Origin of the sequence: Bacillus sp. LBA3-1-1.1 (genome assembly GCF_040676495.1) — a bacterium.
GTDB classification, from domain to species: domain Bacteria; phylum Bacillota; class Bacilli; order Bacillales; family Bacillaceae_G; genus Bacillus_A; species Bacillus_A nitratireducens.
In genome coordinates this window covers 208,318-234,013 of sequence record NZ_JBEGIB010000018.1, presented here as the reverse complement: position 1 = coordinate 234,013, position 25,696 = coordinate 208,318, and the positions used below count along the sequence as shown (strand labels likewise).

The 25,696-nt window shown below is 37.1% G+C and carries 24 protein-coding genes; 5 read left to right on the top strand and 19 right to left on the bottom strand.

Annotated features, from left to right (window positions below; translation table 11 throughout):
- Positions 1 to 693: 693 nt before the first annotated feature.
- From MRBLBA3_RS16005 to MRBLBA3_RS15970, 8 genes are all read right to left on the bottom strand, one after another.
- Positions 694 to 1,893 carry a multidrug effflux MFS transporter gene (locus MRBLBA3_RS16005; RefSeq protein ID WP_016130012.1) on the bottom strand — a complete coding sequence of 400 codons (1,200 nt, stop codon included), beginning with the start codon at positions 1,891 to 1,893 and terminating at the stop codon, positions 694 to 696.
- A 356-nt stretch (positions 1,894 to 2,249) separates the two neighbouring features.
- Positions 2,250 to 3,869: an amidohydrolase gene (locus tag MRBLBA3_RS16000; RefSeq protein WP_363382200.1), complete on the bottom strand. Its 1,620-nt coding sequence runs from the start codon at positions 3,867 to 3,869 to the stop codon at positions 2,250 to 2,252.
- Positions 3,870 to 4,122: 253 nt separating this feature from the next.
- Positions 4,123 to 5,487: an aspartate aminotransferase family protein gene (locus tag MRBLBA3_RS15995; RefSeq protein WP_363382197.1), complete on the bottom strand. Its 1,365-nt coding sequence runs from the start codon at positions 5,485 to 5,487 to the stop codon at positions 4,123 to 4,125.
- A 30-nt stretch (positions 5,488 to 5,517) separates the two neighbouring features.
- A complete protein-coding gene (locus MRBLBA3_RS15990) occupies positions 5,518 to 6,978 on the bottom strand; it encodes a CoA-acylating methylmalonate-semialdehyde dehydrogenase (RefSeq protein WP_242399191.1) in 1,461 nt (486 codons plus the stop codon).
- Positions 6,979 to 7,161: 183 nt separating this feature from the next.
- The gene (locus MRBLBA3_RS15985; protein ID WP_000464528.1) at positions 7,162 to 7,443 is read right to left on the bottom strand and encodes a cupin domain-containing protein; all 282 of its coding nucleotides are present in this window, start codon (positions 7,441 to 7,443) and stop codon (positions 7,162 to 7,164) included.
- Positions 7,444 to 7,487: 44 nt separating this feature from the next.
- Positions 7,488 to 8,906 carry an MATE family efflux transporter gene (locus tag MRBLBA3_RS15980; protein ID WP_097882415.1) on the bottom strand — a complete coding sequence of 473 codons (1,419 nt, stop codon included), beginning with the start codon at positions 8,904 to 8,906 and terminating at the stop codon, positions 7,488 to 7,490.
- Positions 8,907 to 8,951: 45 nt separating this feature from the next.
- Positions 8,952 to 10,424 (bottom strand): aldehyde dehydrogenase family protein, encoded by a 1,473-nt coding sequence (locus MRBLBA3_RS15975; RefSeq protein WP_363382193.1) that lies wholly within the window; start codon positions 10,422 to 10,424, stop codon positions 8,952 to 8,954.
- 13 nt (positions 10,425 to 10,437) lie between these two features.
- Positions 10,438 to 11,724 (bottom strand): NAD(P)/FAD-dependent oxidoreductase, encoded by a 1,287-nt coding sequence (locus tag MRBLBA3_RS15970; protein WP_363382190.1) that lies wholly within the window; start codon positions 11,722 to 11,724, stop codon positions 10,438 to 10,440.
- Positions 11,725 to 11,910: 186 nt separating this feature from the next.
- Between MRBLBA3_RS15970 and MRBLBA3_RS15965 the strand changes: the two genes are divergently transcribed.
- Positions 11,911 to 13,143 carry a MerR family transcriptional regulator gene (locus MRBLBA3_RS15965; RefSeq protein WP_000690185.1) on the top strand — a complete coding sequence of 411 codons (1,233 nt, stop codon included), beginning with the start codon at positions 11,911 to 11,913 and terminating at the stop codon, positions 13,141 to 13,143.
- A gap of 70 nt (positions 13,144 to 13,213) precedes the next feature.
- On the opposite strand, the gene bshB2 is transcribed toward MRBLBA3_RS15965, so the two are convergent.
- Both bshB2 and MRBLBA3_RS15955 read right to left on the bottom strand, forming a co-directional pair.
- The gene (gene bshB2, locus MRBLBA3_RS15960; RefSeq protein WP_000439465.1) at positions 13,214 to 13,876 is read right to left on the bottom strand and encodes a bacillithiol biosynthesis deacetylase BshB2; all 663 of its coding nucleotides are present in this window, start codon (positions 13,874 to 13,876) and stop codon (positions 13,214 to 13,216) included.
- 15 nt (positions 13,877 to 13,891) lie between these two features.
- Positions 13,892 to 14,242, bottom strand: coding sequence for a YojF family protein (locus MRBLBA3_RS15955; protein ID WP_000407039.1), 351 nt, complete (start codon positions 14,240 to 14,242; stop codon positions 13,892 to 13,894).
- A gap of 404 nt (positions 14,243 to 14,646) precedes the next feature.
- Here MRBLBA3_RS15955 and MRBLBA3_RS15950 point away from each other — a divergent pair, with 404 nt between their 5' ends.
- On the top strand, positions 14,647 to 15,972 hold the full coding sequence (locus MRBLBA3_RS15950; RefSeq protein WP_000401242.1) for an ArsB/NhaD family transporter: 1,326 nt from the start codon (positions 14,647 to 14,649) through the stop codon (positions 15,970 to 15,972).
- Positions 15,973 to 16,043: 71 nt separating this feature from the next.
- On the opposite strand, the gene MRBLBA3_RS15945 is transcribed toward MRBLBA3_RS15950, so the two are convergent.
- The 3 genes from MRBLBA3_RS15945 to MRBLBA3_RS15935 are packed head-to-tail and all read right to left on the bottom strand — an operon-like array spanning position 16,044 to position 17,074.
- Positions 16,044 to 16,271 carry a hypothetical protein gene (locus MRBLBA3_RS15945; RefSeq protein ID WP_001047523.1) on the bottom strand — a complete coding sequence of 76 codons (228 nt, stop codon included), beginning with the start codon at positions 16,269 to 16,271 and terminating at the stop codon, positions 16,044 to 16,046.
- A 28-nt stretch (positions 16,272 to 16,299) separates the two neighbouring features.
- On the bottom strand, positions 16,300 to 16,473 hold the full coding sequence (locus tag MRBLBA3_RS15940; RefSeq protein WP_170960716.1) for a hypothetical protein: 174 nt from the start codon (positions 16,471 to 16,473) through the stop codon (positions 16,300 to 16,302).
- A 49-nt stretch (positions 16,474 to 16,522) separates the two neighbouring features.
- On the bottom strand, positions 16,523 to 17,074 hold the full coding sequence (locus MRBLBA3_RS15935; protein ID WP_328023774.1) for a GNAT family N-acetyltransferase: 552 nt from the start codon (positions 17,072 to 17,074) through the stop codon (positions 16,523 to 16,525).
- Between the two features lie 259 nt (positions 17,075 to 17,333).
- Here MRBLBA3_RS15935 and MRBLBA3_RS15930 point away from each other — a divergent pair, with 259 nt between their 5' ends.
- On the top strand, positions 17,334 to 18,098 hold the full coding sequence (locus MRBLBA3_RS15930; RefSeq protein WP_363382181.1) for a DUF817 domain-containing protein: 765 nt from the start codon (positions 17,334 to 17,336) through the stop codon (positions 18,096 to 18,098).
- Positions 18,099 to 18,222: 124 nt separating this feature from the next.
- Here the strand turns inward: MRBLBA3_RS15930 and MRBLBA3_RS15925 are convergent, their stop codons facing one another.
- The 3 genes from MRBLBA3_RS15925 to MRBLBA3_RS15915 form a co-directional block, all read right to left on the bottom strand.
- On the bottom strand, positions 18,223 to 19,260 hold the full coding sequence (locus MRBLBA3_RS15925) for a DUF4003 domain-containing protein (protein ID WP_363382178.1): 1,038 nt from the start codon (positions 19,258 to 19,260) through the stop codon (positions 18,223 to 18,225).
- Between the two features lie 278 nt (positions 19,261 to 19,538).
- Positions 19,539 to 19,994, bottom strand: a complete 456-nt coding sequence (locus tag MRBLBA3_RS15920) for a DinB family protein (RefSeq protein ID WP_363382175.1) — start codon at positions 19,992 to 19,994, stop codon at positions 19,539 to 19,541.
- Between the two features lie 270 nt (positions 19,995 to 20,264).
- Complete coding sequence (locus MRBLBA3_RS15915) at positions 20,265 to 21,344, bottom strand: transposase (RefSeq protein WP_363382173.1); 1,080 nt, start codon at positions 21,342 to 21,344, stop codon at positions 20,265 to 20,267.
- Positions 21,345 to 21,763: 419 nt separating this feature from the next.
- Between MRBLBA3_RS15915 and MRBLBA3_RS15910 the strand changes: the two genes are divergently transcribed.
- Positions 21,764 to 22,255, top strand: coding sequence for a DinB family protein (locus tag MRBLBA3_RS15910; RefSeq protein ID WP_363382170.1), 492 nt, complete (start codon positions 21,764 to 21,766; stop codon positions 22,253 to 22,255).
- A 112-nt stretch (positions 22,256 to 22,367) separates the two neighbouring features.
- Here the strand turns inward: MRBLBA3_RS15910 and MRBLBA3_RS15905 are convergent, their stop codons facing one another.
- The 3 genes from MRBLBA3_RS15905 to MRBLBA3_RS15895 all read right to left on the bottom strand — a co-directional run bounded on the left by MRBLBA3_RS15905 (position 22,368) and on the right by MRBLBA3_RS15895 (position 24,571).
- Positions 22,368 to 22,844: a DUF2690 domain-containing protein gene (locus MRBLBA3_RS15905; protein WP_000765247.1), complete on the bottom strand. Its 477-nt coding sequence runs from the start codon at positions 22,842 to 22,844 to the stop codon at positions 22,368 to 22,370.
- A 17-nt stretch (positions 22,845 to 22,861) separates the two neighbouring features.
- Complete coding sequence (locus tag MRBLBA3_RS15900) at positions 22,862 to 23,374, bottom strand: DUF2690 domain-containing protein (RefSeq protein ID WP_328023764.1); 513 nt, start codon at positions 23,372 to 23,374, stop codon at positions 22,862 to 22,864.
- A 303-nt stretch (positions 23,375 to 23,677) separates the two neighbouring features.
- Positions 23,678 to 24,571, bottom strand: coding sequence for a LysR family transcriptional regulator (locus tag MRBLBA3_RS15895; RefSeq protein ID WP_363382165.1), 894 nt, complete (start codon positions 24,569 to 24,571; stop codon positions 23,678 to 23,680).
- 123 nt (positions 24,572 to 24,694) lie between these two features.
- On the opposite strand from MRBLBA3_RS15895, the gene MRBLBA3_RS15890 reads away from it, so the two are divergent.
- A complete protein-coding gene (locus MRBLBA3_RS15890) occupies positions 24,695 to 25,660 on the top strand; it encodes a quinone oxidoreductase family protein (RefSeq protein ID WP_363382162.1) in 966 nt (321 codons plus the stop codon).
- Positions 25,661 to 25,696 lie beyond the last annotated feature (36 nt).

Here is a 25,696-nt window from a genome sequence, read left to right as displayed (position 1 = left end):
ATAAACTTAATTTATAATCTTTGTACAAACAAAAAATAATCTATATTCCCCCTATTACCTTTACTAATTTTACCATTTATAAACTAAGCAATTACTGATATCGTTGTAATCATAATCATTACACCGTTTCATCATTCCTATCAGATCTCGAAATCTTATGTTGTATTATATCTATCATCTTAAAATGAGCATAAATTTTTGATTAATAATGTTTTCATTTAAATGCTATTGGTTTATTCATACGATTTCCCTTTATGTTTAAATCCATAATATGAGTATGTCCAAGTTTGATAATACATTTTTATTCACCAAAATTTTTTGTCCCCTCCTAAAGACATTTTTTCATGCTCTCCTACGTAATATAAGTCTATTTTGATAACAAAAATAGCTTTTGTAACTTTTGTAACTGATTTTGTAATTAATGAAACCAAACATAAACCAAACGAAAACGAAGCATAAACCAAATATAAACCAATCATAAACCAAATATAAACCAAACACAGAACAAACACAGCCCAATGCCAGGTTTTAGATAAAATCTTATATCTCCCCACATGGTAACTATATTCACAATTTATTGTAGATGATTAAAAACAATTGCTAAAAAATCTCTTGTTTAATAAATAAAATTTGTAAAACTGTAGTACTAAAAAGAGAGTCTCATTTTTCAATGAGACTCTCTTTTTTATATATTTAAACAGAATTTCCAGCTCTATCATTCCAAATAAATACTCGAGTGAAAACTACCATAATTACTACAATAACTAAAAAATATAGGGGCATGACTATTAAGGAACCTGTATGAAGCTGGCTCATTCCCCAAATCGTTATCGTCACTATTATATAATAGCCTAGGCTAAATAAGGCACCTGCAGTACCAATGACATCTTGAAAATCTACTAATGCTAGACTGAGACAGTTAGGTAACGCTATCCCAATTCCGAATAGCAATATAAACATCGCTACTAAAAATCCAATCATATATATTATGTTTGGATTTGATCCAAATGAAGTAATAACAGTTAAGAGGATAGCTCCCCCTGTCATTACAAGACAACCGATATATATAATTTTCTCTGGTTTATAAGTAGCAAGTAACCGTTTTGAAACTTTCGCTCCAATAATAGAAGCTGAAGCAACAACAATTCCTAGAAACCCGTACATACTAGGTGATAACTGAAAGTATTCGATAAAGATAAACGGCGCTTCCGCATAATAGCTAAATAAAACACCATTCGCTCCTCCAATTAATAACCCATATGTTACTACTTTCGGATTTGTAATTAACCTTTTCAATACTGAAAACACATTTATTTTATCAGTTACTGCGCCCGTTTTTGTTTCCGGAAGAGAAACAAACGTATACAGCAAAATCCCAACACTCATAACAACTAAACTTAAAAATACTATTTTAAATCCAAATATTTGATCAAGAAAGCCACCAATTAACGGTCCTATCGCTGGTGTAAAGGCAATAACTGCTGAAATTTGAGCAAACATAACATGACGTTTATGCCCCTCTACACTTTCACGAAGAATCGTTTGTGTCACAACTGAACCAGCACTTGCTCCAAATGCTTGAATAAAACGACTAACCAATAAAAATTCAATTGAATTTGCAATATAGCATAAGAAACTTCCAGCGCCATATACTACAATTCCAAATAACATTGCTGGGCGACGACCAATTATATCTGATAACCATCCAATAAAAAATACACCTAAAGCAAATCCAGCAAAATAAACACTAAGTGTTAGCTGTACCTCATTATTACTTACTTGCAACGCCTTTGAAATGTCCGGTAAAGACGGTGTGTAAATCGTTTCACTAATTTGCGGAAATGCCACCAGAATGATCATTAACCAAAGTGATGGTACTGAGACTTTTTTCACTTTTAATACCCTCCTATAACTTTGAAAATCTCAGAAATGAATAGACTTTCTTAGCTACGGAACAGGAGGGGCCATTATAGAAATTCGATCATAAAACAACAAAGAAAACACCTCAATTACGCATGTTAATACTTATAGGAGGGTAATATTAACATTGATTTTAAAATATAGTCTTTCAATTATATGATAGGTTGTGTTCGTTTTCTAGTGTTCATAATCTGAATATTGGTTAGTACACGAATGTCCTTTCAATTCTCTCGGAAAATTAATACGATTTAAAAAGCACAACTAAACAACTAAAACGCCCCTTCAATTGTTAAAATTAGTCTCACAATTGAAGGGGCGTTTTTTTATTGCTAAATTTTCACTGATTGTTCTTTTTGATAGATAATTTCACCATCAATAATTGTTGTTTCTACTTTTAAATCTTTAATTTGGTTTGGATTGACACTTAAAATGCTGTCATTTAATATAACTAAATCCGCCAGCTTTCCGACCTCTATGCTTCCTTTTATCTCTTCTTCAAAACTCGCATAAGCACCATTCCATGTGTATAGTTTAATAGCTTCCATTACGCTTATAGATTGATTAGCACCAACCTCTATTCCAGACTTGGTTTTTCTATTGACAGCAACATGAATTCCTAATAAAGGATTATAGTCAGTAACTGGTGCATCCGAACTACCTGCTGCAATGATGCCACGATCAATAAAATCACGAGCAGCGTACATGTGATTCACACGATCGCCATAATGCTGGACATATATCTCTCCAAATTCATATGGAAATGGAGGATTTGGAATTGGAACCATCTCTAGTTTTTTCATTCTCTCTTGTAAATCCGGTGAAGAAATTCCCGCGTGTTCGATTCGATGTCGATGATTTTTTCTTGGTGATTCCTCTAGCGCCCTTTCTACACAATTCAAATACATTTCAATAGCTTTATCACCTTGTGCATGTACAGTGATTTGATAACCTTTTTTATGCGCTTCACCTAAAACCTTATAGATTTCTTCCTCACTATAATAAAGAATGCCGTAATTGTTAGGGTCACTTGAATATGACTTACGGGTTGCAATTGTAGGGCCAGTGCTACTTCCATCTGTAAATAATTTAGCTGGTCCAACTTTGAATCTCTCATCTCCGGTACCAGTTACCACGCCAGCTTCGACCATTTTATTAACAAATTCATGAGAGTTATTTATTTGACATATCATTGCATATATTCGAACACGAATATCCTTACTCTTCACAGCTTTTTGTAGTAAACGAAAACTTTCAGAGCCATCTCCACCTGCGTCATGTATACTTGTAATGCCAGCTGCAACGAAATGATCTGATGCAATTTTCACAGCCTTCATCATTTCACTTTCTGTATAACTTGCAACCTCGCTCATACTCATATTTGCTGCTTCAATTAACTTTCCTGTAAGCCTCCCTGCCTGATTTTTTTCAATAACTCCCCCACTCGTGTTCGGTGTGTTCTCGTTAATTTGTGCAATTTCTAATGCTTTGCTGTTCACCACGCTTATGTGGTGACAAGTACGGGTTATAATAATAGGGTGTTCAACTGAAATTTCATCCAGCTCAGTAATTGTTGGATAACGCTTTTCCTTCACAGTGGTTTCATTAAAGCCCCAAGCACGTATCCATTCACCTTTTGGCGTTTCTAAGGCCTTCTTTTTCAGATCATCTAACAAAGCATCGATAGAGTCAATATGTTCAGCTTTACAACTGACAGCCAACTGATTTAGTCCATAAGAAATGATGTGAAGATGGGAATCAATGAATCCAGGAAGAAGCGTTTTCCCTTGCAGGTCAATTACATCCGTGTTTTCTCCTATAAAACTCTTAACCTCCTGATTTGAGCCAACAACTACGATATGATTATCTTTTATTGCTACAGCTTCGACTACTGCATTCTTTTGATCTACTGTAATAACTTCTCCATTTATCAATACAACATCAGCTTTCATAAACTCAACCCTTTCGGAATTACTCTTTTTGAGTAATTCATTCAGTATTTAAAGTTATATCTCCTAATAGGCTCATCCGCTTTTTAACAAGATTTATCAATAATTAATTAAAGTTGAGCTAAAGTGAAACTTTAATCAGTGGGGGGTTTTTGTTCATCCCCCACTGATTATTAGCCCTCACCAATCGGGCTTTTACGGGCAGTTGATCTCCCACCTAACTTCTTTGCTCCAGCCGCATTTTGAGGTGGGAGTTTTACTGCCCGTTAATGCGGGATAAACATTCTTTCATTGTTTTAACGATAAAAGTAAAGTCTTCCTCTGTGATGCTTAATGGAGGTGCAAGCTGCAAAATATTATTGTAACCTGCAACAGTGTCACCATTTTTACCAATAATTAGACCTTTTTCTTTACAAGCATTGATGACTTTGTTCATCTTTTCAATGGAAGCCGGTTCTTTTGTTTGCTTATCTTCCACTAGTTCAATACCTAAAAGAAGGCCTTTTCCGCGAACATCTCCTACGTTTGGATGCTCTTTTACATCTTCTAGTTCATATAACAGTCGTTCACCCAATTCTTTGGAACGTTCAATGAGTTTCTCATTCTCCATAATTTCTAAATTCTTCAAAGCTAAGGCGCAAGCAGCAGGATTACCTCCGAACGTATTTACATGGCGGAAGCGATCATAATCATCACTGCCTACGAATGCCTCATAAACCTCTCGTCTAACTGCTGTTGCTGACAAAGGAAGATACGCACTTGTAATACCTTTTGCCATTGTAATGATATCTGGTTTGACGCCATAATTCATAAATCCAAACGGCTTCCCTGTTCGTCCAAATCCACATATAACTTCATCACAAATGAGCAACGCACCGTGCTTCTCACAAATTTCTTTTACTTTTTCCATATATCCATCAGGAGGCATTAAAATTCCGCCCCCGGTAATAATTGGCTCCATAATCACACCGGCTACTGTTTGGCTTAACTCCCATGTCATGACACGATCGATTTCCTCAGCACTTGCCAGTGTATGAACATCCTCTGGATTGCGATACGTATCAGGCGGTGCTACATGCAAAAACCCTTGTCCTAGTGGCTCATATTTATACTTTCGCTGCGCTTGCCCTGTTGCTGCAAGAGCACCCATTGAGTTACCGTGATAAGCGCGGTAGCGGGAAATAAACTTATAGCGTCCATGATCACCTTTTTGCTGATGATATTGACGAGCAATTTTAAATGCTGTTTCATTTGCTTCCGATCCACTGTTAGAAAAGAAAATGATGTATTCATCATCCAGCCATTCATTCAATTTTTCTGCTAATTTAATGGCAGGAACATGACTTTGTGTCAGAGGGAAATATGGCATTTCTTCAAGTTGCTCAAATGCCGCTCTTGCAAGCTCTTTTCGGCCGTATCCAACATTCACACACCAAAGACCAGACATACCGTCTAAATAACGGTTTCCATCAATATCCGTCACCCATGCCCCTTCTGCTTTTGTGATAATTAAATTCGTTGGACTTGGGGCTGCTCCTCTCATCCCATGCCAAAGGTACTTTTCATCTGTTTTTTTCAAACTTTGTGTTTGCTCTGTCACTTGCACAATCATCAGCTCCATTCTATTCTTTTATGATTTCACATGAATCTTTTAATAACGAGCCGTAAGCATTTTCTTGCGAGTATAGAATTCTACGCCATCTTTTCCATTTGCATGGAGATCACCGTAGAAAGATTTCTTATAACCTGAGAATGGGAAGAATGCCATGGGAGCGGGAACTCCAAGATTAACCCCAAGCATGCCTGCATCAATTTCTTCACGGAATTGACGAATGGCTTTCGCACTATTTGTGTACAGACATGCACCATTTGCGAATGGTGATGCATTAGCAACATGAATTGCTTCCATCAAGTCTTTTACGCGTACTACAGAAAGAACCGGTGCGAAAATTTCATCTTTCCAGATTTTCATTTCCTGTGTCACATTGTCAAAAATCGTTGGACCAACAAAATAACCTTGGCTGTTTGCTGCATCATCTTCACGTCCGTCACGAATAAGTGTCGCTCCCTGCTCTACTCCGGATTGAATGTATCCAAGTGTCCGCTCTTTATGTCCTTCACGAATAACAGGACCAAGGAAAACACCTTCTTCCAGACCATTACCAATCGTAATTGCATTAGCCTCTTGAAGCAGTCTATTAACAAGCTCATCTGCAACGTCTTCTTCCACGACAACAACTGCCGCTGCCATGCATCGTTCACCAGCTGAACCGAAAGCAGCATTTGTAATTTCTTTTACTGTAGAACTAAGGTCCGCATCTTTTAATACGATTGAATGATTTTTTGCCCCCGCAAGAGCTTGTACACGTTTACCGTTAGCTGCTGCTGTTTTATATATATACTCAGCCACAGGTTGAGAACCAACGAAAGATACAGCTTTCACATCGTCATTGTCAAGAATGCCGTTAACGACGTCATGTGCACCATGTACAATATTTAGTACTCCATCTGGAAGCCCTGCTTCTTTAAACAGTTCAGCTATACGATTAGCCAATAGCGGTGTTCTTTCAGATGGTTTTAATACAAACGTATTTCCGCATGCAATCGCGAGTGGAAACATCCAGCATGGTACCATCATCGGAAAATTAAATGGCGTTATTCCTGCGATTACTCCGATCGGATAACGATACATCCCTGATTCAACACCAGTTGCAATATCGGGAAGTTGCTCTCCCATCATTAAAGTTGGGGCACCTGCGGCAAATTCAACACATTCAATCCCCCGCTGTACTTCACCGTATGCTTCCTGATAACTTTTTCCGTTTTCCAAGGTTACGAGCTTAGCTAACTCTTCCCAGTTTTCAATCAATAGCTGTTGATAGCGAAAGAGAATCCGTGCACGCCGAGGTACAGCGATCTTTCTCCATGTTTTGAATGCTTCTTTCGCAGTTGCTACAGCTCTATCTAAATCTTCTTTAGTCGAAAGAGGCACACGAGCAATAATCTCTCCTGTTGCTGGATTTGGTACATCTTCAACTTGCTTACTTGTGGATTCTATCCATTGTCCGCCAATATAATTTTTCAACGTTTGTACATTTTTCGTTACTACCATGGTGAAGCCTCCTATTTTAAGATAACCATCCTATGTTATTGCACCTAAAAAGAAAGCGCATTCATTAGGTGGTATATAAACTTATTTACATACATTTCTTCAACATTACTACTCTAAATTTCTTATCCATTTCACACGCAGGAGTAGTCATCTGCTTAGCATTTGTCCACTCCCCAGTTCACATTATTTCAGAATAATCTCGTGGTTCATTTTATAATTCTTTTTCAAGAACACTGGGCAATCCCATTCACAAACAAGATCCTTAGCCAAAGAAACGACCCAGTCTTTTGTGATATGATACTTTTTCCCATCAACAGTAATAAACACTTCACCGTCTGTCACATAGAAAACTTCCTGTTCCTCTACATGCCAAGTACCTTTATTCGGTTCGCCTATCCATGGTTCCCATGTGTAGGCACCTAGTTGCTCTGCTTCTTCTGCTGTAAGTTTTTTCGCAAAAAACATGAAAATCCTCTCTCTTTCGTATTGGTAATTTTGAAGAAATAAGTCTATAAATCTACCGTCTTAACCTTTGGATCTTTTAAACGTTTAAACTCTTTCGTCATAAAGTATATGGCAATAAGAACACCTGGAATTTCTGCAGCAGGAGCGGCGTACCATACACCTTCTACGCCCCAGAATTTCGGGAATATAAATAGAAACGGTAACATGAACAACAATATTTTACTTACACTAATAAACGTTGCGGACCAGTTTCTCTCTTGCGATTCGAAATAACCGGAGATAAGCAAGCTGACTGCACTAAGCGTAAACAAACAATTGAATACAACTGTCGTCCAAATGCCCAGTTTTTGCAATTCAGGATTACCACCGGAAAAAAATGACACAATTGGATCTGCAAAAATGATTAATACAGTTGTCACAATCACAAAGAAGGAAACTGTAAAAATGAGTCCCATCTTAATTGCTTGTTTCACACGATCAAGGTTGCCTGCACCGTAATTATAACTAATTATCGGTTGAAGTCCTGTCATCCCACCGAGCGCCGCTAAGGCGAGGAGATTTGTAATGTAACCGTTTTGAATCGTGAAAGCTGCAACGTGCAGACCACCACCGTAGCTTTGCAGTAAGTTGTTGGTGAAAATAATCGCAATAAACATCATGAACTGACTCGAGAAAGATGCAAACCCCGTCCAAACTACTTCACCAATTTTCTTAAAATTAATCATCATGTCTTTCATTTTTGGCTTAAGTTTTGTTTTACCAAACCAGAAATAAAAGATTAAGAGAACAGGAATCGATTGCGAAATCGTATTAGCCCATGAAGAACCCATCATCCCCATGTCATACTTCACTACCATAATCCATTCCATAATCCCAGCAACAACCGCTGCAACTAACCAACTGTTCATTGATAATATAGGTTTTTCATCGATATTAGTTAAAATACTTAATACAACGGCCAATATCGTTAATGGTAACGAAATCCATAGCAGTCGGCTATATTGCACCGCATACGGAAGTGCTTCATCACTTGCTCCAAATAAAATCATAATATCATTTTCAAAGGCCAACCCAAGTATAGCTAACAAAGAAGACAGGAAAAGAGTAAACCATAAAGTTTGTCCCATAATACTTCTAGCTTCTTCGATTTTCCCTTTCCCCAGTCGAAGTGAAATGACCGCTCCGGCCCCCACCCCCAAAAGAACACCAATCATTCGGGTAATAACCATGACCGTAAATCCAATTCCGATCCCTTCGATTTCCAGCTCCTGAAAGCCACTGACGAAATAGCCATCGATAACCGATACAACCCCTAGAATTACGTTAGCCATAATTCCTGCCAAAGCAAACCGTAAATATAGTAACGGAATACTTTTGGTTCCCAGCACTGAATCATCTATCGGTTTATTCATTACTTCTCGTTTCTCTATTTTCGATGACGGACGGTTGTCCACTATTTTCATGAGCATATCCCCTTACAAATAATTTATATAGCAAGTTAAGCTCAATTAATTCGCATACCACCCTACCGGATTTGCATGCTGGTGGATATTGATTTGCTTCGTTTCCATAAAGTGCTCCAGTCCGACAACACCTAACGCTCTGCCGATACCACTTTGCTTATACCCTCCCCAAGGGCCTTCAACATAAGCGAGATGATAACTATTAATCCAAGTAATTCCCGCACGTAATTTACTAATGACACGTTTTGCTCGGTCCATATCTTCAGTAAATACAGCACCGGCTAATCCATAAATGGAATCATTCGCTTTTTGGATGGCATCTTCCTCATCTTTAAATTTCTGTACAACAAGAACTGGACCAAAAATCTCTTCCTTAACAATACACATATTCTCATTTACATCAGCGAAGATGGTTGGTGCAATGAAAAAACCTCGATCAAGCCTATTTTCTGTTAGGCGCTTACCACCGCAAACTAATTTTGCACCTTCTTCGATTCCTCTCTGGATATAATGTAAAACTTCATTCATATGAGACTCAGTTGTGAGAGCTCCCATTTCAATGTTCTCACTTTCCCCGTTGCCAACTACAATTTTGTTCGCACGCTCGGCCAATCTTTCAACAAACTTATCGTAAATAGTCTCTTGTACAAGCAAACGAGATGCAGCTGAACAAACTTGCCCAGCATTGTGGAAAATGCCAAACATCGCATTATCGACTGCGGTTTCAAAATCCACATCGTCGAACACAATAAGTGGAGATTTCCCACCTAGTTCAAGTGTGATTTTTTTCATATTGCCCGCAGCTGCGCGCATAATACTTTGACCTGTTTTTGTTCCACCGGTAAAGGCAACTTTGTCAACATCATGGTTCTCTGCAAGCTCATTCCCAACCTTTGATCCAGGTCCCAATACTAAGTTTGCCACTCCGTCTGGCAGTCCAATCTCTTCAATAATTTCAAATAATTTGTATACGCTTACAGGAGTGACGTCAGCAGGCTTAATTACAATTGTATTTCCTGCGGCAAGTGCAGGAGCAATTTGCCAAACTGCTAACATAAGCGGGAAATTCCAAGGTACAATAAGTCCACAAACACCAATCGGTTCATGAATAATAATCGTTTCCGAATCATCCTCGCGAGTGTAAGATTCTTTTTTCATGCCTTTAATCAAGTCAGCATAATAGCGGAAACATTGAATTGATACAGGAATATCTACATAGGTTGTTGCACGAATAACCTTACCGTTATTTTCAGTTTCCAAACGGGCAATTTCAGCTGTCTTCTCTTCAAGACGGTCTGCAATCTTATATAGATAGTTAGCTCTTTCATCAGCCGATAAGTTCGACCAGATTCCGCTGTCAAACGCTTTACGCGCTGCCTTGATTGCTATCTTCGCATCATCCGCCGATCCATGAGCAGACGTTGCGATAACCTCTCCGGTTGCAGGATTGATAATGTTTCGTCTAGCACCCGATAATGCTTCTACCCATTTCCCGTCAATGAACATGTTAATTTTCATAAACACCTCTCCTTTACGCGATAATATCTACGAGTTTGAAACCAATATGTGCTATATTGACCAGCATCGTTTTCTGATTATAGAATGGGAATGATTTAAGGCGTTCTTTTTCAAATCGATATCCACCTGCACTCCCTGTAACAATCCATTGTGCCAATAACTTACCAAACAATGTCGAGAGAGACGCGCCATGCCCCGTATAACCCGTTGCAAAATATGCGCCTTCTTTGGATCTACCGATAACCGGAAACGTATCAATTGTTACCCCAATAAATCCACCCCAACGGTAATCAATCTTGCTTCCTTCTAGTTTTGGCATTATTTTAACCATGGCATCGTAAACATTTTGATAAACAGCATCACCTAAGTTTGGACGAATATCGCCACCGCCAAATATGATCCGATTATCTGGTGTACGCCTGAAATAGTAAAGGAAACTGCTTGTATCAAAAACCATGCGATCTTTAGGAATGACGGCATTCACTAGTGATTCTGGAAGCTGTTCAGTACCAATAATACGTGCCGAAATTGGCAGTACACCTTTATTCAATTCAGCCATAATTTTTCCGGAGTAACCATCTGTAGCGACAATAATGTCTTTCGCTGTAACAGTACCTTTTTCTGTACTAACTTTCACACTATTTCGGCCGTACTCAATAGATAGTGCTTTCGAATGCTCAAAGATTTTTGCACCGATCGATTTAGCTGCTTCTCCCAAACCAATTGCATAGTTCAGTGGTTGGAACGAGTAACTCGAGTCGTCGACTAAGCAACCATAATATTGCGGGGAATCAATTTCTTGATGCAACTGACTTCGATTAAGCACGCTACATTCATATCCAAAATTTTTGTTTAAGTATTCACTTTCCAGTTTCAACCCTTCAAAATGCTTGGCTTTGTAAGCCGCCACAATGTGACCTGTCTTTCTGAAGTTACAGTTGATTTGATGCTCGTCGATAATGTTTTTAACTAGTTCAACACTAAGCAGAGAAAGATCGTTAAGCTGCCTCGCCTCTTCGGCACCATACTTCTTGGCAAGCTCCTGCATCGTTGACTTATAGCCTGGCAATACCATCCCGCCGTTGCGACCGCTTGCGCCATATCCGATTGTTTCCTGCTCAAGGACAATGACACTCTTCCCTAATTTTTGCAAATGATATGCAGAAGAAAGACCTGTGAAACCTGCGCCAATAATGACAACATCCGCTTCTTCATTTCCTTCAAGAGGTTTTCCTTTTTCATAGCTGTTTGCAGTCGCTTTCCAAAGTGAGAGAGTATCCATTCGATCCATTTTACCCATAGCTAATCCTTCTCCTTTCGTGACATGTATGTTACAATACACTCAAAAATATTCAAAATATTCACATTTATTGAATTAATAATATGACTTGGAGTTTCCTCCAAGTCAATAGCCATTTAAGGGTTTTTTGAATTCATTTTGCGAAAAAAATGGAGTAACTCCATTTTTTTCATTGGGGGGACATCTATGAAAATTGGTACATTTGCGAAGCTTTTTCATGTTACAACTGATACCGTACGTTATTACATTGAACTAGGATTATTAATACCAGACAAAAAAAACACCCAGTATCATATGAACCAATCGTGTTTAGACGACATGGCTTTTATTACTGAGCTGAAAAAATTTCATTTTTCATTGATAGAAATCCAACGAATTTTATCGTATCGTCGTGTCACAAACTTCTCGGACCATGAGGATATCGACTACTACAACAACTTACTCATTGATAAAAAGAACGAGCTGAACATTAAAAAAGAAGACATATCAAAAGCGATTCAATTGATTGAAAAAGCGGTTCAAACTAGCTCACCTTCACAAAAAGAAGAGAATATTACAGGAATCCCGCTTGACTTTGTAAATCTACTCTATTGTCCGAAGTGCCGCATTCCACTTGAAATGAAAGATGTAACAATTAAAAAAGTCTACATTAACACGGGGAGTTTAACTTGTAGCTGTGGATATGAAGCAGCTATCGAGGAGGGTATTATCATTACCGCGAACTTGTACGAGACGTCACCTTATCCATCTTATTTTTACGATAAAGAAACGATTAAAGAGATTAATCCCAAAATGATTAACTTATTTGAAAAAAGTAATTTTCAATTTCAAAAAGTTCTACAAAATATAGATTTAAAAAATAAATTAGTCGTGGAAACGAACGTTGACGCTTTTGTGTCACTACCGAAATATATCGATATTCTTGAACCGAGCGCATCCTATGTATTCAGTGGCTATTCGCTTGCAATGCTTAAGAAGGTGAGAAATAGAATTGAGCGTATGAATCCGAAGCCACGCGTCCTTTATATTTTGAATTCCGATTTAAATCTGCCATTGAAACCGCTTAGCATCGATGTTTTTGTGGATAGTTTTACAATAACTGATTTTTCACTGCTCAACCCAGAGTTCCCAAGTCACGTTCTAAAAAACTATTTACATAACAGTTCAACAATTGTCGGTGGATACTCGTATTATGATAACTCGGCCAAATCCTTGAAAAATATTTCAGCCTTATATCCAAATTCCCATGAGCATATTTTACATCCAAAATACTTAGAAGAAAATTTATCAGTTAACGGATTTCAAATCATGCAAAATGAAAATATTGGTTACTGTACAGATCCAGGACCTTATTTCGATTATCATGTAAGAGACGAAAAATTCCACATGCTCATGTATTTGGCTAGTACGAAACAATAGCACAAAAAAGCGCCATCACAAGTGACGGCGCTTTTTCTATGTAAGAGCTACTAGAAGGTACCCTTCTAGCCTACTCCCATTTATAAGTCCAAAACTGTTCAAGTTGCAGCCATTTTAATGTTGCTGCGTCTTTGTTTTTTATTTTTGCATGCGTTTCTTCTAGCATCGCTTCTGTTTGTGAACGATGCGCGCCTAGTGCAGCTAATTTATGTTCAAATACTTCACTAATATTATTTACAACATCCGGTTCACCGAGTACTGCTTCTCGATTTCTCGTAATCGCAACCGCATGAATGGCTGGACGTTCTTCTTTTGGCATACGTGATACAGCGCGAACTACAGCGCGGCCAAATGCATCATGATCTGGATGTACCCCGTGTTCTGGATAAAATGTAATAATTCGAGATGGATTTACTTCTTGAATAATCGCTTCGATTTTATCTGCAACAAAATCAACATCTTCAAATTCTAACGTTTTATCATGGAAACCGAGCATTCTTAAATCTTGAATCCCCATCGCCTCACATGCATCTTTTAATTCTTTTTCACGGATATTTGGAATCGTTTCACGGTTAGCGAATACGTTTTTCCCCATGTTACGTCCCATTTGTCCAAGAGTACCACATGCGTACGTTACAGGTACTCCTTGATCTGTTAATAAGCGAATTGTTCCTCCCGCAGCAAATGCTTCATCATCTGGGTGCGGAAATACAACAAGTACATGTCTCTCCATAAGTTTCCCTCCTTCTTACTTAAATGGCGTTAAGCTTAGCTCAAGCGCTACCGCTAAGCGGCCTTGGTTATCATGCCCTGCTAGTAATAAACGCTCTTTATCGTCTACTTCCCAGTGCGTAATGCCTTCTGCATATACCCAGCCATGATCCATTTTTAAACCAACTCGGTATGGATTTGTTCCAGTTATTTTCCCGCGCTCAAAGCGAATAATCGCATTTCGAATGAATGCTCCAACTGTCATCATCTTTTCATTAAAGTGTGACGCATACGCTCCGTTCGTCGTTTCTAAATGAATATATACATCTTTATTTACAAAACGTTCAATTTCATTTTGAATAAGAGAACTATCTTTTACTATTTCCATCGGAATTCACCTCTTTAAACCATTTTACGCAAAAATAATGTAAATTGCTATCTCTATATTAGAGGACAACGCCCACTTTTCCTAATAATTTGCACTGTGTTTTTTATATTTTTTATCCCGCATTAACGGATAGTAAGATTCCCACCTCAAAATCCAGCGAACACACGCCAGCTAGGTGGGAAATCAACTATCCGTAAATGCCCGATTGGTTCAACTAATAATCAGTGGGGGATGAACAAAAACCCCCACTGATTAAAGTTTCACTTTATATGATATGTAAAAATCATATTTTTCCCTTCACTTTGTTAAATAGTTTTCTTTCTTTTTTGAATTTGCTACAATATAAATTACGCAGAGGGATGCATTTTTACAATTGAATACATACTTTAAAGAAGGTGACATGTTTGGAACATTCAGCACATGAAGTAGCAAATTGGCAATATTATTTTGCAATTGCCGTATTTTTAGTCACGTACGGATTTATTATTTCTGAGAAATTGAATCGTGCTGTAATCGCACTATTCGGTGCTGCTATTATGATTATTTTTGGAATTGTAGATTTACATACTGCTTTCACATCACATATTCAATGGGAAACAATCACCCTTTTAATTGGGATGATGATTCTCGTACATATTACGAGTCAATCAGGCGTGTTTGAATTCGTGGCCATTAAAGCGGCTAAAGCAGCTGGTGGAAAACCAATCCGCATTTTATTATTGCTATCCCTATTAACCGCTGTCGGTTCTGCATTTTTGGACAACGTAACAACCGTATTATTAATCGTACCTGTTACACTGTCTATTACACGTATTTTAAAAGTAAATCCTGTTCCTTATTTAATTTCAGAAGTGCTATTTTCAAACATAGGCGGAACAGCAACATTAATTGGTGACCCGCCGAACATTATGATTGGATCAGCTAATAAGCATTTAGACTTTAATGCCTTCTTACTAAACTTAGCTCCCATCGTAATTATTATTTCTATCGTTACACTTGGCATTATTTACTTCATGTATCGTAACAAACTAAAAACAACACCTGAGCAAATCGAAAAATTAATGGCATTAAATGAAAAAGATTATATTAAAGATCAAAGCCTCCTATTAAAATCCATTTCGATTTTAGGACTAACTATTTTAGGCTTTGTACTTCATTCTATTATTCATGTAGACGCTGCCGTAATTGCGATGACAGGTGCTACACTTCTTATGCTAATCGGCGTGAAAGAGCATGATATTGAAGATGTATTTGCCCACGTTGAATGGGTAACTATTTTCTTCTTCGCTGGACTATTCGTTCTAGTTGGCGGGTTAATTGATATCGGACTTATTTCTTCACTCGCAAAAGAAGTAATCGACGTAACAAATGGTGATATCGGTTTCGCTGCTATACTTATCTTATGGGTATCTGGTATCGCATCTGCGACAATTGACAATATCCCATTTGTCGCAACGATGATCCCTCTTATTCAAGATTTAGCTACTGGACTCGGGCTATCTGTCGATTCCCCGCAAATCGAAGTACTATGGTGGGCTTTATCACTTGGAGCTTGCTTAGGAGGAAACGGAACCTTAATCGGCGCATCAGCAAACGTAGTCGTTGCTGGTATTGCAAAACGTGAAGGACATGGGTTCTCTTATATGGACTTCTTAAAAATCGGTTTCCCCTTAACGATCATTGCGCTATTGTTATCACATGCTTATATATATTTACGTTATTTAATGTAAAAGTTGTATTATATGAAATTATATCTTCAAACAAAAAAGGTATGCAGCACTACGCCGCATACCTTTTTCCATCACCAAAATATACCTATAATTGCTAATCCACCTAAAATCATACCACCAATTTGTCCGACTATTGCCGGTGATAATTGAACACCTTTTCTCACTTCAACGACCGGTCTTTCGTGCCTTAATTGTTGTACTTCACTTTGAAGTTGGTGTACACTTCCATGTAATTCTTTAATTAGTTCTTTTAATTCAGCGACCTCTTCATTTACTGGTTTACTTTTTTCTAAATTCATTTTGCATAACTCCTTATAAAGTGAAACTTTAATCAGTGGGGGTTTTGTTCATCCCCCACTGATTATTAGTTGAACCAATCGGGCGTTTACGGGCAGTTGATCTCCCACCTAACTTCTTTGCTCCACCTGAATTTTGAGGTGGGAATTTTACTGCCCGTTCATGCGGGATAAATTCAATCAGTTCACTGTAAAATTTCGCCAATTATCATTATATCTCCTGCATACTACATATATAATTTCGAATGTACTTCCTAATCTTGCAACCCTATCCATTCATCCCGCAATATCCCCATAATGATACGATCAAAAAACTTCCCATCTCTTTGAACCGCTTCTCTCATACAACCTTCCATCTGAAAACCCATCTTTTTATACAGTGTAATGGCAGGTTTATTATACGAAATAACATCGAGACCGATGCGGTGTAAATTCAATTCATAGAAAGCATACTTTAGAATAAGGTGTATTGTTTCCCTTCCATATCCCTTCCCTCTATCATTCGCATCTCCTATACCAATTGCTAATAAACCTGTTCTGTTATTCCACTCTATGCCATGAATCGCCACAAAACCAATTAAACGATCATCTTGAACTGTCCTTACCATGAAAGAAACACTATTCGATCTCCGTCCCTTTAATAGCCCATCACTTTCTATTTCATGTAAAGATTGCGGGAATGCTAAGTCTGTATCGACATTTCTTAAATACTCACTATCCTCTTGCCACATAGCCATTACTTTAGCATCTGTTTCTCTAATAGCTGATAATTTAATAGTTTTATTTTGAAAAAGATTCATTGTCATTTCAAACTCCCCCTTTATTAAATAATGGGGATAATTATTCTAGCCTATTTATCCCCTAGTTCCATAAACTTCCTTATAAACGGGATACTTACAATAAGCGCTGACATTGGCACAACTCCTCTACATTGAATTAACTTCATTTTACATTTTTTTGTTTTTTCAAACAAACCAATTATTGTGTTCTATTATTTAGAACTATAGTATACTTAATTATTCTTCAGATTATTCAATCAAAAAAGAAATCATAGAAGGTGAAAACATGTTTTATGTAAAACAACTACTTAATTTTACGTATGAACAAGCATTATCCTGTTTGTTCCCTGTCGTTATTTTTTTAACACTTGCTCTTTCAAAAATCATATCGATTCCAGGGTTGTACCGATATGATTTCATACTCATCGTATGTCTTCTTATGCAGTGGATTATGTACAAGACTGGGCTTGAAACAAAAGACGAACTAAAAGTAATTACTGTCTTCCACCTCATCGGACTCTTGCTAGAAATATATAAAGTACATTTCGGATCATGGAGTTATCCGGAAGAGGCGTATTCAAAAGTTTTTGGAGTTCCACTTTACAGTGGTTTTATGTATGCAAGTGTCGCCAGTTACATATGCCAAGCATGGAGAAGATTGCATTTACAAATGCATCATTGGCCGAAAGCTATTTTTGCCGTGCCGTTAGGAGCTATGATTTACTTTAATTTTTTCACCCACCATTTTATATACGATTTTAGATGGGTATTAACTTTGCTATTATTCATTGTTTTCTTTCGCACATTTGTAGAATTTTCATTACGAGGCGTTACATATAAAATGCCACTCGTTATCTCCTTTTTCCTTATCGGTTTCTTTATTTGGATTGCAGAGAACATCGCAACATTTTTTGGAGCGTGGCAATATCCAAATCAACGGGAAGCGTGGAATCTCGTTCATTTAAGCAAAATTAGCTCGTGGTTTTTACTCGTTGTTATTAGCATTATGATTGTTACACAACTCAAATATTTGAAGGAATCGAAAAGATAATGCTGATTATGTAAAAACAGTTAGCCCATCACTCATTAGAGAGTGATGGGCCTTTTTTATTAATACTTTTTAAATCGTTCGTTATAGATTCATCATAATTTACAAGAGCATAAGCAGTTGCACATTATGAACTACTACTAGCAGAAGAGGTTGCTGCAGACGAAGCGGCAATCGTTGCCATCATAGCTGCTTGTTGTGCTTGTATGAGGACTTCTATCATTGTTTGTAAACCTGTGTTGGTAGCTTTACTTTCCTCACCTTTCTGACTTACGAACAGTTGAATAGCAATAAGAATATTCGCATCTGTATGCCAACGGAATAATTTCTCCCCCTTCAATTTTTCAATGAATGCTCGAATAGAATGAACCTCTTTTTCTCCATCCTCTAGTAACGCTAGTAGTCCAATAGCTGGGTAATGCATCTGTTTCACTTTTACCTTTCCTTGCTTTAACAAATTCCATATGTTTGTGCATTTTGCAACTAACATTTCTTCACGGACATCCTTCTTTAATGAAAGTATATGACTTAAAAATTGAAGATCATTCCCTTTACGCAAACCAGCTTTCGCTAGTTTCTGGTAAAGACGTTCCACTCGGTCCATAAGTATCTCTACATTCTCTGATTGTCCTGCTAGTAAAACCGCGAGCGGATAATCATTTGTACCTGTAAGAAAAAGATGATCCTCTTTCATGCGTTTATATACTTGCATCGACCGCTGAATGTGCGTGCCATGCTGTTCATTTTCTTCTGTTAAAAGCACAGTTGCTGCGAGATAAGTAAATATACTCCGGCTAAAACCACCAGCAACCAATTGTTCATATAAATCTAAAAACCTCCGAAAAGCTTTCTTGTAATCTGTAAAGTGAATATCTAATGTTGCGGCCACCACAAAGCGATGATAAGACTTTAAGTATGAAAACATCCCTACCTGATTCTTAATATAACTACTAATTTCTAAAAAACGTCCGAGATCAAACAATTTATCACTACTTGCATACATAGCAGCAATCATCATACCTGTTCGAGAATCACTCGTTTTCCATTTTAGTTCTCCCTTTAACTGTGAATATGTATGTGTATATTGTTCAAACTTTTGTTCTAATGTAATCATAGTATTCACCCCTATTTCTAGTTCTTCTCTATTATTATACGTATATTCCATATTTAGGAATACCCTATTTCATACAGATTTCGCAAGCTTATACTTTTTTCTGTACTATCTTCAATATTTTTCTATTAAGTAATACAAAAAAATAATAACTACCAACCTATTAGGTTGTTTCTTTATCCTAATAGGTTGGTTTCCTGTCCTTCTTCATCAGCATCACGATGATTAGCGTTCATAATCCTTAATCCTTCAAGAAGTTCAACAACAAAAAAGGATAGATAATAAATTATCTACCCCTTTTTTGTCTATATATTATTTAACATTACCAAAAACTAAAGAGCCTTAATAATACGTTCCATCGCCTTCATTTGACCAATATGATCTGCTTCATGATAAAGCATCATACCGTAAAGCTCCCCTACTGTTTCCAATCCTAGGAATGGCTCTGGAAGTTTATTTTCAAATACTTCTTCTGGAATTGCATTAATACGCTTTGCTTGTTCTTGTAACTGCGACTTTAACACTTCTAATGACGGTCCTTCTGTTTTCCATTTAGATGGTCTTGATCCATACCCAAACATACCTGGATATTCAGTTGGTAATTGTTTGAATTCTTTTCCAAACATGAAAACTTCTGCTGCCGTTAACACATGACCGATATGCCAGCGAATTGTATTGTTAAAACCCTCTGGCTGCGTATCCACAGTTTTATCGTCTAGCGTCTCCATTAATTTTAGCAATTCCCCGCGCGTTATTTCAAATTGTTTTAAACCAATTATTCTATTCATTTTATCGTTCCCCTTTTTACGTACAATTTATTACGAACTAAGAATGTTCAACTTATTAAAGCTTCACCTTGTTTAATCTATCAGAAACAATTAAGAAATACATCTAATATGCTTATTGAGACTCCCACGACTAAAGTCGCAAGCCCGAATCTTTACGGATTTACGGGTGGGATTCTTGAATGACTAAGCGTTCGCAATCCATTTCTGTTTTGAACAGCCTTCAAGATAAGGGCATCTCATTGCCCCTCCTAAACCAGACCATAAAGGTGCTTAGGCTGATTGAATGTTACCATCAATCACAGTTGCGTAGCGAATATTCATCGCTCCAACGATATCACGATGTGTCTTAAACCCACATGGACACTTGTATTTTCTATCTCGAGCCTTATTCTTTTCAGCACATTTCGGACAACTTTGACTTGTATAAGCTGGATTCACATATTCAATCTGAATACCAGCTATCATTGCTTTATAGGCAATACATTGTGCCAAACGATAGAATGACCAAGTGTGTAGATTTTTTTCGTTTTTACGGCTTGTTCTTGCCGTCTGTCTTATATTCGTTAATTGTTCTAATCGAATGACAGAAATATGATTTGCAATCGCAAAATTAATAATTGCACGACTTATTTTGTGACCTTTATCTTGCATCCATCTTTTCTCTTTATCATCCATTCGCCGAATGGCTTTCACTTTTTTGTCTTTTCCTAACTTCTTACGAACACTACGAAACTTACGCTTCTTATATTTATTGTGCCTACCACTCCCAAAGAAACGAACCTTATCATCATCTGTGATTGCTACCGCGGGAACCTTGAGACCTAAGTCTACTCCTAAAATTTTCGTTCCTGTCCTTTTATTGATAGAAAGTGTGACAGATATTTGGGCTATCCACTTATTCGATTTCTTTATGATGCGAAGTGTACCTAATTTATGTTTTAACAGATTCAGATTACGATTGTTTTTATCGCTTAATAAAGCTCGGATTTTTACACGAGTCGACTTTCCATTTACCTTAAATGGGATTGAAATATAAGTAGGGTCAAATGAATAATTTTGATTGTTCCATACACAAACAGGTCTCTTTAGAATCGGGATGATTTTATAATGGCTTTTCTTTACTTTTGTAGCAAACAAACTTTTCGCGTCTTTAATCGCTTGATTCTTCACTGCACTTGGTATATTTGCTTCAATATCTTTTGTGCTTTTTTTCGTACTTTTCTTTGCTTCCACCATTTCTGATACAAGTGTATTTATAACTTTGATATATTCGTGACTGCTTTGTTCCAATAAACGGATTTGTCCTTTTGTTGGAATCAATTTCACTTTCACTGTTAGGGTCTGTGACATACGTTTCATCCCCTTGTTTTTTGATTTTCAACCTCGTGTTCATTTGATACATTTCTAGCGATCATAACAAAATCAGACGTGTTTATAAACTTTACAACTGTATGAAACGAGAAGGTTTTCTTCTCAAACACTTTGAAACATTCTTCTATCATCATTTATTCTATTTATATCATTTATTTTCGAGAGGTTCCAACAAAAACATCCGAAGAAACTACCTATACTTTGGATACTTAAAGTACCACGAACCTTGCGATTTTTAGTGGTACTCCGTATCCAACCTCACTTTCATCCCATGCCTAAAGGCAATGGGCTTTCTTGTTCGGGAAAAGCTGTAAAAATAATACAAAGGTTCACTCCTCCTAAATATAGAATTACTTACTACGCATTTAGTTTAGTAAATAAAAGAGGAGTGTAGTTGCATGTTACATGTTTTAAAACAGCAATATAATCTTATTAGCTCTACAAGAGAAACTCTATTTTCGTTTTTGGAAGAAATCCCACTAGAAAAATTACATAGCACTGTTCCGAATTTCGGGAGCGGTAGCATTATAAAGACACATATTCATGTAGCCGATTGCTACCGATACTGGCTTGGATCATTCGCATTTAAGCAAAAACGAGCAGATTTTTCATTTGCTAGTGATTATGAAATTGAGCATGCAGATGTCGAGAAAGTTCGTGCTAGATTTAAGTTAGTCGATGAGGTTGTAATGCGTTTTTTAGATGAATACAATGACCGTTGGCTCGAAAATATAGCAAATGAAGTGAAATGGCAAAAAGAACCTTGGAGCACAACTCCACTATGGCTTTTAACTCATACGGAAACACATGAATTTCATCATAAAGGACAAATCGTATCTATGGCTCGTCACCTTGGATATACTCCTCCTGATACAGACCTTATTAGTTGATTCAAAGGCCCTGATTACCGAAAAGATTAGAATGAATACAGATCGAGCATGTTTTGAAAACCAATCAAAACATGCTCTTGAAATATGCTATCTTGAAATTTTTATAATTCCATCAATACCAAATTGTCTCAGCATAATTATATGCATCACTATTAGGAATTGCATGTTTCCCTTGCGCTTGCGCCTTTCTTGGATCTAAATCATATACCATTGGCGTATAGCATGATGTTTGCCCTTTATTTACAACACCATTTCCTCCAGCACTCCCGCAAGTATATGCTTTTCCATCTGTTTTTCTGACAATCCTTGCATCAGCTTCGTTATTATAAACTGCTGGACGAGTTACAGTAACTTTTGCCCACGCCGTCTTACACGTCGTACTAAACTTTAATTCTACATAAGAATTTGAATCAATCCACTTCTTTTCTTTCGTTACAGCGGATTGATCACAGCTATTATAGTATGGACTTTTTCCATCATATGAATGATCTTCTGCATATGCTTTATCATTACTAGTTGTACTAAACACACTTGTTAAAACAAACACAGATAGAAAAAGAAATGCTCCCACATTTTTAAAAAGTTTCATAGTATTCCACTCCTTTATTAATAACGTCCTGTTTTTCCGTAACCGTTATTAATCGTCACCGCTTCAGCATCAGCTGTATAACCAAAATCAGCAGTTAAATCAAATACCATTCCTGTATACGTGCTCGTTTGACCTGTTTTTATTGCTCCATTACCACTATTGGAGTCTACTGATTTTTGAAATACACCGTTTTTATATTTATTAATAACAGCGTAAGCATATATCCCTCCAGAAACGGAAGGGGCTGGTTGATCTAAAACAAGCTTAGACCATGCTGCGTGACATTTATTACTGTAACGTAAATACACTGTCCCTACTTTTTTACTACCTTCATAAACTGCTGTAGATTTTGCATTAAATCCATCTGCATCACACGTTGTACTTCCCCCATATACTTTCGTTGTAGCTGGATTTTTCCCGTCATAATAACTACTTAAATCAGTAGCTGCAAATGTACTTCCTTGAAAACTAAATAATACCCCTACACTCGCTGCACTTAACACACATACTTTCATTAACTTTTTAAACATTGTAAATCTCCTCCCTCAAAATAAGTACGTATCATAAAGACAAGCTATACCGCTATGTAAGCCCTCCTTTCATTCTTCCTAGAGGCATCTTACAGAAACGAATAAACGTTGTAAATTCCCTTATGATTATTGGAATATACGAAGAAATTTACTTATCCTTGTAAGAAAAAAAGTTGAGAAATACACATTTTATAGCATTCTTTATTTAAAACATAAAAGAACCGATACTTGTTTCATGCAAGCATCGGTTCTCCCAATAGAAAAGTAACATTTATCTGTCACATAAATTAAATATTTCTCCACTTAATCCGTTGTAAAAAACTCCCTAGTCACATCAATAAATTGCTGCAGTGGCACTGTCATCCATTTATCTTTATGCCAAGCAATTTGTGTATAAATCGGTGAAATTGCATTTTCTACATGTAACTCTTTTATCGTCCCTTCTCTTATATCTTTTTCTACTACTATCGCGGGTAAAACGGCTATACCTAAATCTGCAATAACACATTGTTTAATTGCCTCGACACTAACAAACTCAATCTTATTTGCTGGATACACATCTTCTGTACGAAATAGCTCTTCAAATAAAGTTCGATACGAGCAACCGAGTTCTGTTAACAAAAGTGTTTCCTTCTCTAAATCTTTTATAGAAACGGAAGTTTGCCCGAGTAAATAATGCCCTGAAGCAGCTACTACTTTTAATTCTTCTTTCATAAGCGGCTCCACATGTAAAGCATCTTCTGTTTTACATTCGTCCAAAATAAAGGCAAGATCGACTTTTCCCTCCATCAATTGTTCCTTCGCATCTTTATTGGAATGTGCTGGTTTAAATATAAGCTTTATTTGAGGAAATTGTGCTTTAAACCTCTTTAATATAGATGGCAGCCTATATGTACATTGACTCTCTTGCGCACCGATTATTAACGTACCTGCTATTTCCTCATCATCTTTCACAGCCATTTTTGCTTCGTTACTGAGTGCAATCATCTTGTCGGCATATAATTGAAACTTTTTGCCTGCTTCAGTTAAAAAAAGACGTTTTCCTAACCTTTCAAATAACGGCGTACCTAACTCAGCTTCTAACGTTTTAATTTGCGCCGTTACGCTCGATTGAGCAAAGTTTAATTTCTTCGCAGTTTGCGTAAAATTCAAAGTGTCTGCCGCTACTTTAAATGTAATTAATTGTTTTATCTCCATTTATCATCCCTCTTTTCAATCGATATTTCCGATTGATTTCATCGAAATAATCCTCTTTGTCTATTGATATTTGTATTGTATGATAAAGAGCATCGACAAACAATAAAAATGGAGGTATTCCATATGAAGGCACTTTGTTTCGAACAATTTGGAAGTCCAGATGTACTACAATATAAAGAAATAAATGATCCAATCATAAATCCAAATGAAATTCTTGTTCGCATGCAAGCAATCGGTTTAAATTTCGCTGATATTTATAGACGCCGCGGCGATTATCATCTCGCTGGTAACCCTCCTTATATATTAGGTTATGAAGGCGCTGGTATTGTTGAAAAAGTAGGAGCTAACGTTACCACTATCAATCCCGGGGACCACATTGCATTTGCTGACGTTCCATTCTCAAATGCAGAATTAGTTGCCGTTCCATCTGAAAAAGCAATTACACTTCCAGATTCTATTTCTTTTGAAACAGCCGCTTCTGTCTTATTACAAGGATTAACAGCACATTATTTAACGAAAGATAGCTATCAAATAAAACAGGGTGATATAGCTTTAGTACATGCCGCAGCTGGTGGTGTTGGTCAGCTTCTCATCCAAATGATTAAACGACAAGGCGGAAAAGTAATCGGTCTTACGTCATCAAAAGAAAAAGCACAGATAGCCACGTTAGCTGGTGCTGATCACGTATTTTTATATACTGAAGCATGGCATACGAATGTACTTGAAATGACTAATGGCGCTGGCGTAAATGTTGTGTATGAATCCGTAGGTTCTACATTAGAAGAAAGCTTTAAAGCGACTAAAGTTGGTGGTACTGTCGTATTTTACGGAATGGCTGGCGGTAATCCAACGCCTGTAGATCCACGTATGCTTATGGATACTTCAAAAACTTTAACTGGCGGAGACCTTTGGAACGTTCTTACTACGTATGAAGAACGCAAGCAACGCTCTACCCAATTATTTGATTGGATCACTGCAGGAGAATTAAATATCGCGAGTCCAACTACATTCGCTTTACAAGATGGTGCTCTTGCACATGAACTATTAGAGAGCAGAAAAAGTACAGGGAAGATTTTATTAATTCCGTAATCTGTCCACTTTAAAAAGGAAAGGTAAGTATACTAA

Coding starts and splice junctions, on each gene's coding strand:
- MRBLBA3_RS16000 (WP_363382200.1), bottom strand. CDS start 3,869: ATGAAAGCTGATGTTGTATTGATAAATGGAGAAGTTATTACAGTAGAT.
- MRBLBA3_RS15995 (WP_363382197.1), bottom strand. CDS start 5,487: ATGGAGCTGATGATTGTGCAAGTGACAGAGCAAACACAAAGTTTGAAA.
- MRBLBA3_RS15990 (WP_242399191.1), bottom strand. CDS start 6,978: ATGGTAGTAACGAAAAATGTACAAACGTTGAAAAATTATATTGGCGGA.
- MRBLBA3_RS15985 (WP_000464528.1), bottom strand. CDS start 7,443: ATGTTTTTTGCGAAAAAACTTACAGCAGAAGAAGCAGAGCAACTAGGT.
- MRBLBA3_RS15980 (WP_097882415.1), bottom strand. CDS start 8,906: ATGAAAATAGTGGACAACCGTCCGTCATCGAAAATAGAGAAACGAGAA.
- MRBLBA3_RS15975 (WP_363382193.1), bottom strand. CDS start 10,424: ATGAAAATTAACATGTTCATTGACGGGAAATGGGTAGAAGCATTATCG.
- MRBLBA3_RS15970 (WP_363382190.1), bottom strand. CDS start 11,724: ATGGGTAAAATGGATCGAATGGATACTCTCTCACTTTGGAAAGCGACT.
- MRBLBA3_RS15965 (WP_000690185.1), top strand. CDS start 11,911: ATGAAAATTGGTACATTTGCGAAGCTTTTTCATGTTACAACTGATACC.
- bshB2 (WP_000439465.1), bottom strand. CDS start 13,876: ATGGAGAGACATGTACTTGTTGTATTTCCGCACCCAGATGATGAAGCA.
- MRBLBA3_RS15955 (WP_000407039.1), bottom strand. CDS start 14,242: ATGGAAATAGTAAAAGATAGTTCTCTTATTCAAAATGAAATTGAACGT.
- MRBLBA3_RS15945 (WP_001047523.1), bottom strand. CDS start 16,271: ATGAATTTAGAAAAAAGTAAACCAGTAAATGAAGAGGTCGCTGAATTA.
- MRBLBA3_RS15935 (WP_328023774.1), bottom strand. CDS start 17,074: ATGACAATGAATCTTTTTCAAAATAAAACTATTAAATTATCAGCTATT.
- MRBLBA3_RS15930 (WP_363382181.1), top strand. CDS start 17,334: ATGTTTTATGTAAAACAACTACTTAATTTTACGTATGAACAAGCATTA.
- MRBLBA3_RS15925 (WP_363382178.1), bottom strand. CDS start 19,260: ATGGAATATACGTATAATAATAGAGAAGAACTAGAAATAGGGGTGAAT.
- MRBLBA3_RS15920 (WP_363382175.1), bottom strand. CDS start 19,994: ATGAATAGAATAATTGGTTTAAAACAATTTGAAATAACGCGCGGGGAA.
- MRBLBA3_RS15915 (WP_363382173.1), bottom strand. CDS start 21,344: ATGTCACAGACCCTAACAGTGAAAGTGAAATTGATTCCAACAAAAGGA.
- MRBLBA3_RS15910 (WP_363382170.1), top strand. CDS start 21,764: ATGTTACATGTTTTAAAACAGCAATATAATCTTATTAGCTCTACAAGA.
- MRBLBA3_RS15905 (WP_000765247.1), bottom strand. CDS start 22,844: ATGAAACTTTTTAAAAATGTGGGAGCATTTCTTTTTCTATCTGTGTTT.
- MRBLBA3_RS15900 (WP_328023764.1), bottom strand. CDS start 23,374: ATGTTTAAAAAGTTAATGAAAGTATGTGTGTTAAGTGCAGCGAGTGTA.
- MRBLBA3_RS15895 (WP_363382165.1), bottom strand. CDS start 24,571: ATGGAGATAAAACAATTAATTACATTTAAAGTAGCGGCAGACACTTTG.
- MRBLBA3_RS15890 (WP_363382162.1), top strand. CDS start 24,695: ATGAAGGCACTTTGTTTCGAACAATTTGGAAGTCCAGATGTACTACAA.